Annotated in this window: 10 protein-coding genes; 5 read left to right on the top strand and 5 right to left on the bottom strand. The window is 48.4% G+C overall.

Features of this window, described 5'->3' with window-relative positions; genetic code table 11:
• Positions 1-287: 287 nt before the first annotated feature.
• A complete protein-coding gene (locus ACOJS8_RS22295; RefSeq protein WP_420150806.1) occupies positions 288-3,257 on the top strand; it encodes a SusC/RagA family TonB-linked outer membrane protein in 2,970 nt (989 codons plus the stop codon).
• 11 nt (positions 3,258-3,268) lie between these two features.
• Positions 3,269-4,954 (top strand): RagB/SusD family nutrient uptake outer membrane protein, encoded by a 1,686-nt coding sequence (locus tag ACOJS8_RS22290; protein ID WP_420150764.1) that lies wholly within the window; start codon positions 3,269-3,271, stop codon positions 4,952-4,954.
• A gap of 121 nt (positions 4,955-5,075) precedes the next feature.
• On the opposite strand, the gene ACOJS8_RS22285 is transcribed toward ACOJS8_RS22290, so the two are convergent.
• Complete coding sequence (locus ACOJS8_RS22285) at positions 5,076-6,035, bottom strand: helix-turn-helix domain-containing protein (protein ID WP_420150763.1); 960 nt, start codon at positions 6,033-6,035, stop codon at positions 5,076-5,078.
• A gap of 93 nt (positions 6,036-6,128) precedes the next feature.
• Here ACOJS8_RS22285 and ACOJS8_RS22280 point away from each other — a divergent pair, with 93 nt between their 5' ends.
• From ACOJS8_RS22280 to ACOJS8_RS22270, 3 genes are all read left to right on the top strand, one after another.
• Positions 6,129-7,259 (top strand): FAD-dependent oxidoreductase, encoded by a 1,131-nt coding sequence (locus tag ACOJS8_RS22280; RefSeq protein ID WP_420150762.1) that lies wholly within the window; start codon positions 6,129-6,131, stop codon positions 7,257-7,259.
• Positions 7,260-7,499: 240 nt separating this feature from the next.
• Entirely contained in the window at positions 7,500-8,594 is a 1,095-nt protein-coding gene (locus tag ACOJS8_RS22275; RefSeq protein ID WP_420150761.1) for a dipeptidase, read from the top strand.
• A gap of 135 nt (positions 8,595-8,729) precedes the next feature.
• Entirely contained in the window at positions 8,730-9,335 is a 606-nt protein-coding gene (locus tag ACOJS8_RS22270; RefSeq protein WP_420150760.1) for an RNA polymerase sigma factor, read from the top strand.
• Positions 9,336-9,345: 10 nt separating this feature from the next.
• Here the strand turns inward: ACOJS8_RS22270 and ACOJS8_RS22265 are convergent, their stop codons facing one another.
• From ACOJS8_RS22265 to ACOJS8_RS22250, 4 genes are all read right to left on the bottom strand, one after another.
• Positions 9,346-10,266 (bottom strand): SMP-30/gluconolactonase/LRE family protein, encoded by a 921-nt coding sequence (locus tag ACOJS8_RS22265; RefSeq protein ID WP_420150759.1) that lies wholly within the window; start codon positions 10,264-10,266, stop codon positions 9,346-9,348.
• Between the two features lie 86 nt (positions 10,267-10,352).
• Positions 10,353-11,462: a bile acid:sodium symporter family protein gene (locus ACOJS8_RS22260; protein ID WP_420150758.1), complete on the bottom strand. Its 1,110-nt coding sequence runs from the start codon at positions 11,460-11,462 to the stop codon at positions 10,353-10,355.
• 226 nt (positions 11,463-11,688) lie between these two features.
• On the bottom strand, positions 11,689-12,966 hold the full coding sequence (locus tag ACOJS8_RS22255) for an amidohydrolase/deacetylase family metallohydrolase (protein WP_420150757.1): 1,278 nt from the start codon (positions 12,964-12,966) through the stop codon (positions 11,689-11,691).
• 12 nt (positions 12,967-12,978) lie between these two features.
• The gene (locus ACOJS8_RS22250; RefSeq protein ID WP_420150805.1) at positions 12,979-14,202 is read right to left on the bottom strand and encodes an aminotransferase class V-fold PLP-dependent enzyme; all 1,224 of its coding nucleotides are present in this window, start codon (positions 14,200-14,202) and stop codon (positions 12,979-12,981) included.
• Between the last annotated feature and the right edge of the window lie 114 nt (positions 14,203-14,316).

The following is a 14,316-nucleotide window of genomic DNA, read 5'->3' as shown; positions in this document are numbered from 1 at the left end:
GAAGCGATGAATTACATCGGTTTGTAAACGTCTGGCTCTAAGTAAGATTTTGCAACCCTTTCCTTTTACGGCTGTCTTTAGCGAGACGAGCTATGTTAACATATTTTTAAATATCAAATCTTAGTACGCCTGCTGTTTATCTAAATAGGAACTTTGCCACCCTTAATTTTACTAGTTCTATGATCAATTTCTACTTCATCACGCAGCTACGCCGACAAAGGTGGATAGCTGCCTGTTGCTTTTTATGGGTAGTGGCCTCAACGAGTGCGCTGGCCATCAGTCCAGCCATGCCTGACGTCCAATCAAATAAAGCACTACGTTCTGCAACTGTTGCCGACATTACCGTTACGGGTCGTGTAACCGATGCTACTACCAACGAAGCCCTGGCTGGGTGTAGCGTTGTGCTGAAAGGTACCCAGCGCGGAACAACCACCGACGCAAACGGTAACTACCGTATCGTTGTGCCGAATGCCAATGCTACGCTGGTGTTTGGGTTTATTGGTTTTGTATCGCAGGAAGTTCCAGTGGGTAGCCAGACTACGATTAACGTGTCGCTGAAATCATCAGCGTCGGATCTGAATCAGGTGGTGGTTATCGGCTACGGCAGCACCACCAAACGTGATATGACGGGTTCAGTAAAATCAATTAAAAGTGGAGAATTTAATCGGGGCATTATCAATTCCCCTGAACAGTTGATTCAGGGAAAAGTGGCCGGTGTGAACGTAACGTCGGCCAGTGGCGAACCCGGCAGCGCGCAAAATATCACCATTCGCGGGCCAGGTGGCGTTCGGACGGGAAGTACTCCGCTGTTTGTGCTGGACGGTATTCCGCTCGATAACTCGTCTACGGGCGGGGCTACCAATCCCTTAACCTTCCTGAATCCGCAGGATATTGAATCGGTCGACGTACTGAAAGATGCTTCCGCAACTGCTATTTACGGTGCGCGTGGTGCCAACGGCGTGGTGCTGATCACGACTAAAAAAGGAAAGTCGGGCAGTGCTACGTTCAACTTGTCGGCCAACTGGGGTATTTCGAAAATAGCGCGGCCACTCAAGGTTTTCTCGGCCGATGAATTCCGTCAGCAGGTAACGGCACTGGGCGGTGTACTGGATGATAAGGGCGGCTCAACCGACTGGCAGAAGGAAGTCAGCCAAACGGCGCTGACGCAGAATTACAACCTGTCGTTTAGCGGAGGGGCCGAAAAACTGACGTACTACGGTTCATTTGGCGTACAGGATCAGCAGGGCGTTATTAAAAACAGCTCGCTCAAGCGCTACACAGGCCGCGTGAACGTATCGCAGCGTTTTCTGGAAGATCGCCTGACGGTCGATGTAAATCTGACAGCTTCCAATACGGTCAATCAGCGCCCACCGAGTGGGGGCTCGCTGAGTAGTGGGGTGGGTGTTGCCATCATCGGTGCGGCTATTTCGACTAATCCAACGTATCCGGCTTACGATGCTGATGGCAATCCGTACCAGTATCAGGGGGGCGTTAATCCGCTCATTACGTTAAAGCTGGAGAAGGATATAACAACCGTTAACCGGGTGGTTGGAAGTATTTCGCCTTCGTTCAAAATTCTGCCCAGTCTGGTGTATAAGCTCAATTTGGGTGTGGATAACTCAAGTTCAGTACGTGATTTTCAGTCGCTGGCCAATGCCGTACCGCAGCAGGATGGCCGGTTGCAGAGTATTTACATGACCAACCGCAATACGTTGATCGAAAACTATTTTACGTATACGCTCAACCAGTCGAACCATAACCTGACAGCTTTGGTAGGGCATTCGTACCAGAAGTTTTTTATCCAGAACCGTGAGTGGAGCATCAACAAGTTTCCGATTACGCCCGTTGAGCCCATTTATAACCCCAGTCTTGGTCAGGATCTGACGCTGGCGAACAACCGCCCCGCTGGCTACGCGATTGAAAATGAGCTGCAATCGTTTTTTGGCCGGGTGAATTATCAGTTCAGAGACAAATACCTGTTGACGGCGACCGTTCGGGCTGATGGCTCATCGAAGTTTGGCGGTAATAATAAATACGGCGTTTTCCCATCGGTGTCTGCGGGCTGGCGCTTATCGGATGAAGCTTTTCTGAAGTCGGGGCCGTTTACCGAACTGAAACTTCGGGCTGGTTGGGGACAAACGGGAAATCAGGAAATTCCAGCCAAAATTACACAGGCGCTGTATACCGCGCAGGTATCGGGTACAACGAGTTATCCGCTCGATAACACAACCAGTTACCCGGCCGGTATTTCGTACACGCGGCTGGCCAATCCCGATATCCAGTGGGAGGTTTCGTCGCAAACGGATGCCGGACTGGATTTCGCCCTGTTCAATGGCGCGCTGTCGGGCTCGGTTGATTACTTCCGCAAGGTCTCGAATAAAATTCTGCTGGAAGTTATCCCGGCCGATCCGATTCAGCCAGCCGCTACGTACTGGACCAACGTACCCAATATGAGCATCACGAACCAGGGTATCGAACTTGACCTGAACTATCGGTACGCGAGTCAGAGCGGATTCCGGTTCGATATTGGCGGGAACGTAACGTTTATCAAGAACGTAGTGCGCAACTCGCCTTACTCGGTCATTACGTCGGGCTCGGCGCAGGGGTCGGGGTTAACGTCGGCAACCGTCAACGGATACATCAACGATCAGCCAATCGGTACGTTCTTCCTGAAGGAGTTCACGGGTTTTGATGACAAAGGAATCAGTACGTATCGCGATGTGGATGGCGATGGCATTGTGACCGATAAAGACCGGATTGCGGCTGGAAGCGCGTTGCCCACCAAACAGTATAACATCAATACCAGCCTGGCTTACAAAGGATTCGATCTGGTTTTTAACTTCAACGGCGTTTCGGGAAACAAGGTGTACGACAATACGGCCAACTCGAATTTTTATAAACTCCGCTTGTCGAAAGGGCTTAATACAACCGCCGAAGCGATTCAGTACCCAAACGAATCGATCAACAACTCTGCGCCTGTATCGACACGCTTCCTGAAAAATGGCAGTTTCTTCCGGCTCAATAACTTAGCCTTGGGATATAACCTGAGCCCTAAACTGCTCGGAATTAATCGGTGGGTTAATGCGATACGTTTGTCGGTAACGGGCCAGAATGTATTCGTCATTACGAACTACGATGGCTACGATCCGGAAGTCAACAACGACCGGAACATCAACGGCATCTCGTCGTACGGCATCGATTACCTCAGTTATCCTAAAGCGCGGTCGGTCATTTTCGGCCTGAACCTAACTTTCTAATTCGGAACGACATGAAAAAAATAATTACTTCGCTACTGGCGCTGGCTGTTCTGGCGGGTAGCTATAGCTGCACCAAACTGGAAGAAAACGTTCTTGACGAAGCCTCCGTATCGGGTCTGTCGGACAAGCAGTTAGCTGATGGTAATCTGGCGCCCGTGTATGCGCAGTTGCCCAATATTTTTCTGCATACCAATTATTTCGCCATTCAGGAAATTCCGACGGATGAGGCCATTCTGCCTTATCGGGGCGGTACCGACTGGGGCGACAATGGTATTTATCTGGCCTTGCATCGCCACACGACCACCAGCACCGATCCGAATCTGCTCAATACGTGGAATTTTCTGGTACAGAGTCTGTCGCGGTCAGTATCTGCCATCAATGCGCTGCCAACACTAAAAGATCCGGCCACCAAGGTCTATCTGGCTGAAGCGCGGGGAATGCGGGCGTATTACTCCATGCTGATGCTCGATCTGTTCGGGATTGTTTTCGTGAAAGAAGACCCACAGGCGCAATCGACTGTTCTACGCGGTGAAGCGGCTTATAACTACGTATTGAAAGAACTACTGGCGGCTGAACCCGATTTATTGACGACAGTTGGCCCCGGCCGATTGACCAAAGGGGGCGCCTGGGGACTGCTGGCCCGATTGTATCTGAATGCCGCCGTTTATCGCGACCGCTACGCTACTCAATTTTCGTTTCAGTCGGCTGATATGGACAAAGTGGTGGAATATTGCGACAAGATTATCAACTCCGGTCAATATCAACTGGCGCGGGACTATTTCTCGCTTTTCAACCAGAATAACCACGACAACAAGGAGCTGATTTTTGCGGTCGATCAGCGTGCCGAGTTGAACGGAAACAACCGACTGGCGTATTTTTCGCTGTCGGGCGATCAGTTTCCAATTCCAGCTTATCCAGCGGCCAATGGTACGGATGGACCAGCCATTACGCCCGATTTTTACCGGACCTGGGTAAGCGCTTATGGTGCACAGGACCCTTCGGTTGATCCTCGTTTTTACCGCCAGAATCTATCCATTTATTCGAATCCGGGCGATTCCTGCGTAGCAGAGGGAGACTTTAACATTAACCGGGGTATTCTGCGCGGTCAGCAGTATGGTTTGTTACGGGTGAACGGTGCGTTCCTGAAGTGTCCGGATGGTAAGTTTAAAGTCGGCAAGCTCTTCAACGTAACGCGTAATCGCCCAACCTTACCCGTTAACTTCACCGAGCAGGTTGACTTTACCGTAGTGGGGAGCGACTACAATACCGGCTACCGGGTCGAGAAATACGAGTTCAGTAAAAAATCCACCTCTGGCCGGAATCTGGGTGATGCCGATATTTCGATTGTTCGTCTGGCCGATGTGTATCTGATGCGGGCAGAAGCGAAACTGCGTAAGAGCAACGATGCGGCCAGTGCGCTGGCTGATGTGAATGCTGTTCGGGCTGCGCGAACGCTTACAACTCCGCCACCAGCGTTAACGTCGATGAATCTGGATTTGCTGTACCGCGAACGGGGTTTTGAGCTGTACTGGGAAATGGTACGTCGGACGGACATGATTCGCTTTGGAAAGTACGAAGGTACCTGGACAGAAAAAACCGATAACAACGTGCGCAAACGGATTTTCCCGATTCCGCAAACCGCTATCGACGGCGCTTCCAATATACCGGGTTATCTGGTTCAGAACGAAAGTTACTAAACTGAAGGTTGGCATTTGTTTTTCTATAACCTGCATCCCTGATTCCCTAAATGCTTTTAGGGGTAATTAGCATGAGGATAGTCGCTTAAAATAAAAGGAGCTTGGCCAAGCTCCTTTTATTTTAAGAACGACTGTACTGTTTCGGCTTTGCTCCTATGTGTTCGTTAAAGGCTCTTGAAAAATGGCTTAGATTGGTAAAGCCCAGTTGATAACCCACTTCTGAAACAGACAACTTTTCCTCTTTTAATAAACGGGCGGCTTCCTTCATTCTAAATTCCTGATAATAACGGAAAATGCTCTTACCAAAAATTTGCTTGAATAAACGCTTCAGTTTGGATGGGCTCATATGGGCAGTCACTGCCAGTTTATGAATTACTGGTGGCGTTGCCAGGTGTTCAAGCATTTGCTCTTTTAGCTTGTAGATGGTACTAATATCATGACCGTTTAAAGCCAAGAGCTGTTTTTCTTCCCGCTTTGTCAGCTCTATTAATAATCGGCAAATCAGTTCTTCCGACTTTATTTTCAGAAAAAACAACTCAAGCGCTTCGTCAACCGCTTCATTCACTATTTCATCGACAATGTGCTGTAAAGATGAAAAAATCAATTCTTCAAATAGTAAAGGCTGCGTATTCTCTAACAGGCTTTGCAAAACCGGCGTTTTTTCTGACAACTCAATAGATTCCTTCAGGTATTCTGCATCTACTTCTATATTGATTGTCGACGTATTGCTGTGAATTGAGATAATATCATCAGTATTTATGCGACTGGTTGCAATCAAAACGGAAGGCGTTTCCGGTAAACGCTTTCCCATTAATTTGTCTGTTTTAGGGAAAATGTTTTGAAACTTAAAGAAGATCATTCTCCTGGTAGTATCGATCTCTGGGTTTTTAACCACCAATTCTTCATTTATCTCATAATTACTAATGAGCAGTCGAATAGATTTATTAAGCACAAATCCAGCACAATACCCCGTTCCCAATTTTTCCGGGATCTGTACTCTTCCGTTTTTTACTTCTGTCCCCAATTGTTGAGCAAACTTTATTAGAATATTAGGTACTGTTTGCTTTTTGTCTGTTTCCATATAAAGTCTTTCACGACTATTATTAAGGACAATATGGCTATTTTATCTTTAAAAGACCCAGCAATTTTGTCGTAAAATAAACAAGGCAAAATCATGGTATTACAAAATAAACAAGTTGCCATTATTGGTGCGGGCCCCGTTGGTTTGACAATGGCAAAATTATTGCAGCAACAAGGAGCCAACGTAACGGTTTACGAACGCGATAAAGACGCACAGACAAGGATTTGGGGCGGTACGCTTGACTTGCACAAAGATTCAGGGCAGGAAGCTATGAAAAAAGCAGGGTTGCTGGAACGCTATTACGCTCTAGCGCTGCCAATGGGTATCGTCATTGCTGATGAACAGGGCAACATCTTATCCAAGAGAAAGTCTACGCCCGAAAATCAATACGACAACCCCGAAATAAATCGAAACGATTTAAGGCAAATGTTGCTTGACAGTTTAGAAAGCAGGACCGTTGTCTGGGGCAGAAAATGTACAGAGCTGAAAGAACATAACGGAAAATGCCTATTGCGGTTCGAAAAGAAACCTGATGCTATTGCCGATTTTGTAATTGTAGCTAATGGAGGCATGTCCAGGGTAAGAAGCTACGTTACAGATGCAGTAGCCGAAGATACCGGTACTTTTATTATACAGGCGGACGTACCTCAACCCGAACTAAACTGTCCGGAATTGTATCAATTATGTGATGGCAACAGACTGATGGCTGCCCATCAAGGTAATTTAGTAGTTGTAAACCCCTACAACAAGGATGTATTAACCTATGGGATTATCTTTAAAACGCCAGAAGACTGGGTTGATGGAAACGGATTAGACTTTCGGAACACAGATAGCGTTCGTACGTTTCTTTCCGGTAGGTTCTCTGATTGGGATGGACGTTACCAGCAATTGTTTACCGCTACCCCTTCTTTTTGGGGATTGCCAACGAGAAAGCTGCCGGTAGACAAACCCTGGAAACCTAATCGCCCTTTGCTGGTAACGCTCATTGGAGATGCTGCCCATTTAATGCCGCCTTTTGCCGGTAAAGGTGTAAATATCGGCCTGATGGATGCCCTCGTTTTATCCGATAATCTAACTGGCGGAAAATTCGAAACCGTACAAGCGGCCATCCACGATTATGAACAAAAAATGGTTATTTATGCTGCTGAAGCTCAAGCTGAATCGGCTAAGAATGAACTGGAAATGCGTCATCCCGACTTTTCTTTCCAAAAATTTTTCCACTAGGCTGAAGAGTGTCATGCCTGTTTGATAATACGCTTGCGAACACGGTCGATTTAAAATAACTATCGTCTGTCAGCATTCGTAAAATCGTGACTGAGTTCAGGACGCATCATTTGGCTGGTCCTAAATGACAAATTTTCAGGGCTGCCTAAGTTGTACGTTCAGCAGAAAGCGGATTTTTATGATCTTTATGAGAATATCAGGAGTGAAAAAAACGCCTTATTACAAATAAATTGACCCGTAATGACTCAGAAACGCCCTTTTATCATTGACGCTCACCTGGATATGTCGCTGAACGCGCTGGAATGGAACCGCGATTATCGGCTATCGGCGCACGAGATTCGGGAAACGGAAGCCGGGATGAATGATAAAATTGACCGGGCCAGAGGAACCGTCTCGCTGCCTGATCTTCGGCGGGGAAATATTGGTCTGGTGGTGGCTACGCAGATTGCGCGGTTTAACCAGAGTAATGGAAACCTGCCGGGGGCTGGCTGGAACTCGCCCGAACAGGCATGGGCTACAACGCAGGGACAACGCGCCTGGTATGAAGCAATGGAAGATGCGGGCGAGATGGTTCAAATTCGGGATCGGGCCGGGCTGGAAAAACACCTGGAACGCTGGTTCGACGAAACGATTCCGAACGAACAAAAACCCGTTGGCTACATCCTGAGTCTGGAAGGTGCCGATTCCATTGTCAAGCTGTCGTACCTTGAAAAAGCGTATGGCTATGGTTTACGGGCGCTCGGTCCAGCGCATTATAGCACCGGACGTTACGCTCCCGGCACCGGTCTGAGTGGACCGCTTACTCCAGCGGGTCGCGAACTGGTGCGGGAGATGGATCGGCTGGGGATCATTCTGGACGTAACACACCTGACCGATGAGGGCTTTTCGGAAGCACTCGAACTTTACAAAGGACCCGTTTGGGCCAGTCATCACAATTGCCGGACGCTGGTGCCGCATCAGCGCCAGCTTTCTGACGATCAGATTCGGCAACTGACCGAGCGGGGAGCGGTTATTGGCGGTTGTTTCGACGCCTGGATGATGAAACCAGGATTTACCCAACGTACCAGCAATCCAGCAGATTTTAGCATTACCATCGAAACCATCATCGACCATTACGACCATATTTGCCAGCTGACCGGAAACAGTCAACACATTGCCATTGGCAGCGATCTTGACGGTACGTACGGTACAGAGCAGTCGCCAACGGATCTGGATACGATTGCCGACCTGCAAAACCTGACGGATTTACTTGCTAAACGCGGCTATTCGACGAACGATATCGACAATATTTTCTACAAAAACTGGCTGCAGTTCCTACGTAACGCCTGGCAATAGGCCTGTAGCAATACGTAGCAAGTGCATTTTAAGTAGTTGAAAGAAGAATTATTCGGGTAAATCCAGAATTACCGAATGATTAACTATGTTATTGGCTTTTTAACTATTATTTTGCATTGATAGAACGTAGGCGTTTTGGATATTCAGCAGCGACTTCGAGAAGAGAACGATTACTTACTGAAACTCTGGCATCGATCACAGGCCGGAGATAAGGACGCTTTTTGCCGATTAGCCGAAGCACAATACCGTTCGCTGTTCACCTACGCCACCAACTTCACCACAGATCGCGAATTCATTAAAGATTCAATTCAGGAATTATTTATTCGAATCTGGGAACGACGCACTACGTTGACGATTCAGGTTGTCTCGATTTATCTGTTCAAAGCGCTACGTAACCAGCTTCTTCAGGAATTTCGTAAACCTGTGCGGTCGTTGTTCTCGCTGTACAGCGAAGAAGTCGTTGAGCTGTCGGACTGGCAAACGATCGAGACCGAGATTGAGCAGCATGAAGCGGATTCGGAAAGTCGGTATAAAGTACGGCAGGCCATCGATATGCTTCCCAAACGCCAGCAGGAAGTTGTTTTCCTTAAGTTCTACAAAGGATTGGAAAACGAACAGATCGCCGAACTGATGGACATTAACCGGCAATCCGTCGCGAATCTGCTTTTTCGGGCGCTTAGCTCGCTCAAAAGTCAGATAGCTTTTTTTACGTATTGGCTTGTTACGTATCTGATTCGTTAATCAACAGGCTCTACTTTTGGCGCATAGTCCATTCCTGGCCGGGCGTATCAACGCGGAACGTTTCGATGTTGCCCTGATCCTGTAGCGTTACGTAGGCCGTACGTCCATCTTTACCGCCAAAGGCAATGTTGCTTGGTTTTTTGCCGATCAACTTGATTTCCTGAAGGAGTTTTCCGGCGGGCGAAATTTTTGCTACGGTACCTTTGCCGTGTCGGGTGATGTACAAGTTTCCTTTGGTATCGCAGCGCATACCATCCATGCCAAAATCCGGGAATTCGATCAGGAGCCGTTTGTTGCTGATGGTTCCCGCTGCCGACAGATCGTATGCCCAGACTTTCCGCTGAATGGATTCGTTCACGTAAAGGATTTTGTTGTCGGGGCTTACTTCGATGCCATTCGTTGTCCCCACGTTTGCTTCCAGTTGGGTTACCTTGCCATCGGTGTCGATACGCCACAAATTCCCCGTATTGTTTTTCCAGTTCGGATCGCTGGCGTAGAGCCGGTCTTTGCTATCGATGGCAACGTCATTAGGCTGATTCATGCGCGGTTCGTTCGCAAAAACGGTTACCTGCCTGCTCCCTTTCGCCACTTTCAGGATGTTGTGCTTTGGATAATCGGCAATGAACATATCGCCCTGCTTATTGAACCGAATGCCATTTCCAACGCTTCCGGCGGGCAACTCAACAAACAAACTGGCTTTGCCATCCGGCGTTACCTGACCAATTGTCCCTTCTTTCGAGAAATTAACCGCGTACAGTACGCCCGCTTTGTCGACGGCCGGGCCTTCGGCACCCGCCGTAAAGCTATTGGTCGGCGTGAACGTAGTGGATTTGAACAGATCATCCGCCTGAAAAGCGACAAGACTGACTACCAGACCCGTTGCGGATAACGTAGCGGCAAAGCGTACTGCAAAGAAAGAAAACGTTTTCATTGAAAGATTAGAATAAATAATGGATAATTCCAGCTGTTTACTAACGCTCTGAATTATCCATTATATAGAGTCAGTAGCCTGATTTATTATACTTTATCGAATATGGCCTGCTCGGATTCTGCCACATCTTCTTTGGGCGGACGACGGTGCCACCAGGATGCCAGAATCGAGCCGGTAATGTTCATCAAGGGGCCAAAAACTGCCGGAGCTAGCCCTACCGTAGCGACTTTGCCCATCTGATTGGCAAGGCCCGAAGCCAGACCACCATTCTGCATACCCACTTCAATGGCAATCGTCCGGCAGTCGCGCTCGCTCATACGGAACAAACGCCCCGACCAATAGCCCAGAAAATAACCCGACAGGTTATGCAGAAGCACGAGGCCGATCAGGGCGGGGCCAATCGTCAATAGTTTGTCGCGACCAGCGGCCGTAATGATCGTGATGATAAACCCAATACCAAACATCGACACGAGCGGCATGGCATCATCGAGCCATTTGGCTTTTCCACTCAGGAACCGGTTGAAAAGCAGCCCGGCACCAATCGGAATAATTACCATTTTGAAGATATCCCACATCATATCCAGTACGTTGATATCGACCAGCGCGCCCGCAAAAAACTTCATGAGCATGGGCGTCACGAACGGAGCCAGCATTGTTGAAATGGCCGTAATGGTGATAGAAAGCGCAAGGTTGGCCTTGGCCAGATACGAGATTACGTTCGAAGCCATGCCATTTGGCGAACAGCCAATCAGAATAATACCGGCGGCTATTTCGGGCGGAAAACCGCTGAAACTGGCAATCGTATAACCAATAGTTGGCATAATAATGAAGTGGCTCACAACCCCGATCATTACCCCTTTCGGCATTTTTACTACGCCCACAAAATCCTCAAGACTCATTGATGTGCCCATGCCGAACATAATGATCTGAATCAGGGGCGTGATGAGTTTGCTGAATTTGAACCCGTTGACCTCCACAAAGTACGCAGGGTAATAAAGTGCGGTCGTGACAGCCGCAAAAATCATAATGGTATACGTAAAGCCTTTGAGGGCGTCGCTACTGCGAAAAGCCAGCGCAATGCTCAGGAAAAAAAGAATGAATAATGGGCCAGCCTGGTCCAGATGGCCCATTGCCGCCATACCGAGTGCTACAAGCAGACTTAGGGCGGCCACACCCCACAATAGTTTAGACATCATTATCGGTTAAGGAGAGTTTATGAACGACCCCTAAATCCCCTAAAGGGGACTTTGCTCATTTGTAGAACAAGTCCCCTTTAGGGGATTTAGGGGTTTATTAAAAAAGCCGCTGTTTACTACGTTCTACTTTTACGAAACAACGTATCGACGGGCTTCAGCCCGTCCAGTCATAGGATAAACTATCAGGCTTGCTTCATCGCTGGACGGGCTGGAGCCCGCCGATACGTTACGACCGTGGGCGTTGTGTAACGATAACGGGGTTGGCGATACCATTCAGATCGTACACAATTTTTCCTTTCCGAATCGTCATTTCGCAGCCGAGTTTCTGCTTGCCTTCAATTTTGTAGCCCGTATAATCAAAGAAACCAAACATACCCGTATCCCGCACTTCAAACTTGCCTTCGTGCAGCGACAGAATCGCTACGTCAGCCTCGGAACCAACTGATAAACTTCCCAGTTCGGGACGCTTAATCGCCTGGGCCGGGTTCCACGTACTGGCTTTGATAACGGCTGGTAAATCCATGCCCATCGCCATAAATTTCGACATGACGTTCAGCATATCTTTCATGGCGTTGTTCATACTGCCGGTATGAATATCGGTACTGATCGTGTTCGGAAGAAAGCCGCTTTTGATAGCCGGAATGGCCTGCGAAAACGCAAAACTGATGCCGCCATACCCTACGTCGAAAAGGCGACCCTGCTTCTGCGCTTCCCAAACAAACGGTTTTACTTTATTGGTGTTCACATCCACAATGGCTTCGCGGGTTTTGAGTTGCCCGAAACAGTGCGTAAAAATGTCGCCGGGACGTAACCGTTTTAGGAACAAATCTTCAAGTGAAAGGGTAGGCGTACTACCGCCGAAATCAATCATAACCGGTACGTTGGCTAGCTTTCCGGCTTCTACGGCCCGATCTGTAGGTGTCCAGTCGTAGCCATTGAAATGCGCCAGTTTTACCCCAACAACCTGCTCCGGATATTTCTTTGCCATTTCTGCCGTTTTCTGAGCATCCATGTCGTTAAGATTCTGCTCGAACGTACCGCCCCGCATGCCGCTGCCGACAATATTGAGCAGCGCCAGCACCCGCGTTTGCGACAAATCGATGGTTTGTTTTTTGAACGTTTCGAAGTCGCGCCAGCCCGAGCAGCCTGCATCGACAATCGTTGTTACGCCGTTCCGAAACGTAAAGGCATCGGGTGGGAGGGCATTGGGACCATTGCTGTACGTCTGGTCGAGGTTGGTACCAAAAAATACGTGGGTATGAATATCAATCAGGCCGGGTGTTACGTAGAGCCCTTTGGCATCGACAACCTGCGTAGCGCCTTTGGCATCAATGTTTTTGGCTACCTGAACGATCTTGCCCTCGTTGATAGCGACGTCCATAATGCCGTTAATGTTATTCTTCGGATCAATGACATGACCGCCTTTAATAACAACGCTATACGGCTGGGCTTTTACAAAGCCAGCCAACAGAATAAAAAAGAGGAAAGTGAAAAGTTTTTGCATTGAACCTGATGGCTAGACAGCCGCTTTCGACAGTTCTTCTTTGAGTCGTTTTGCTACAATTTTTTCCTGGCCGGGTTTCATCATCCACACTGTTACGTTGATGTTACTCGGTCCACCTCCGCCCACTTCAATCGACGGATCACCTTTGCGCATGGCTTCCTGTAAATCCTTGCCCGTAATGTTGAGTTTGGTCTTGTCCCAGGAGATACGTAGCGTAGGGGTATGATTGCCCAACGGCGGTACGTCGACACGCGTCTGCACACCAGCGATGGTTTTGATTGCATTGTCGATGTGAGCGATTCCGTCTTCCCACGTTTTCCACACTTTGGCGTGATCTTCGTTGATAAACTTTTCGAGTGCTACGTACATCCCGAAAATTTCTTCTTTGTTGACCTTCATGCCACGACCAATGTTAAAGCCGCGCGGTGGCATATGAAGGCGTGCCGCCGAAATTATATCTTTTTTGCCCATCAATAAGCCCGCACTCTGTGGGCCACGCATGGCTTTCCCACCCGAAACAACCACGAAATGAAAGCCCATGTCGTTGAAGCGCCAGAGGTTTTCCACGGGCGGTACGTCGGCGGCAATGTCGATGGAAGTTGGGATGTTGTGTTTCTTACCCAGCGCCACCCATTCTTCGTGCATGATTTTGCCTTTATCCGCTTCGATATGCAGAAAGTGCATCAGCGCCGTTTTTTCGTTAATGGCTTTCGCTACGTCTTCCACCGTTTCGACCTGAACAATTTTGCAGCCGGTATTCGTCAATGCGTGGTTGTAAACGATGTCGTGCGCTTTCTGGCAGATCACTTCGGTTTTCATACCTGTACCCTCAATATGGGGCAGCATCTCCACTTTTTTCTGGTCCATACCGGTCAGAATACCCGCCAATCCCAGGGTCATTCCTGAGAAAGCCCCCGACGTAACAACGGCCGATTCGGCGTGGGTTAACGTAGCAATTTTAGCGCCGACTTTATCCTGAATTTCATCGAGTAGACAGAATTCTTTTGCGCCGTAATTAATGGCGTCCAGCACTTCGTCGTGCATAAGCGAACCTGTCATGTAGGTCAACGTACCGGCCGCATTGATGAACGTGCGGATGCCAAATTCCTTGAACAGATCCCGCTTGGGCGCTACCAGCGGAGCGGCCGTTGAGGGTAAGGCGACTTCGCCACCTATCAAACCTCCCAGAAGTGGTACGCTCGATAGGTGCTTGATAATTTTACGTCTGCTGAGCATTCGATTAAGAGTATTATAAGCCGATATGATAAATTGTGGTGTCAGGTTATCAAAACAGACATAAAAGCTTGCCCAAATGTAAGGTTTGAGAAACTGAAACCACAAACGAAAGAA

The sequence above is a fragment of the Spirosoma sp. genome, assembly GCF_048594605.1.
GTDB lineage: Bacteria > Bacteroidota > Bacteroidia > Cytophagales > Spirosomataceae > Spirosoma.
This window is presented reverse-complemented; position numbering and strand designations above follow the sequence as displayed.

What these genes read in the sequence shown, in the direction of transcription:
- ACOJS8_RS22250 (WP_420150805.1), bottom strand. Translation starts at nt 14,202, where the DNA reads ATGCTCAGCAGACGTAAAATTATCAAGCACCTATCGAGCGTACCACTT.
- ACOJS8_RS22290 (WP_420150764.1), top strand. Translation starts at nt 3,269, where the DNA reads ATGAAAAAAATAATTACTTCGCTACTGGCGCTGGCTGTTCTGGCGGGT.
- ACOJS8_RS22285 (WP_420150763.1), bottom strand. Translation starts at nt 6,035, where the DNA reads ATGGAAACAGACAAAAAGCAAACAGTACCTAATATTCTAATAAAGTTT.
- ACOJS8_RS22260 (WP_420150758.1), bottom strand. Translation starts at nt 11,462, where the DNA reads ATGATGTCTAAACTATTGTGGGGTGTGGCCGCCCTAAGTCTGCTTGTA.
- ACOJS8_RS22275 (WP_420150761.1), top strand. Translation starts at nt 7,500, where the DNA reads ATGACTCAGAAACGCCCTTTTATCATTGACGCTCACCTGGATATGTCG.
- ACOJS8_RS22280 (WP_420150762.1), top strand. Translation starts at nt 6,129, where the DNA reads ATGGTATTACAAAATAAACAAGTTGCCATTATTGGTGCGGGCCCCGTT.
- ACOJS8_RS22295 (WP_420150806.1), top strand. Translation starts at nt 288, where the DNA reads ATGCCTGACGTCCAATCAAATAAAGCACTACGTTCTGCAACTGTTGCC.
- ACOJS8_RS22265 (WP_420150759.1), bottom strand. Translation starts at nt 10,266, where the DNA reads ATGAAAACGTTTTCTTTCTTTGCAGTACGCTTTGCCGCTACGTTATCC.
- ACOJS8_RS22255 (WP_420150757.1), bottom strand. Translation starts at nt 12,966, where the DNA reads ATGCAAAAACTTTTCACTTTCCTCTTTTTTATTCTGTTGGCTGGCTTT.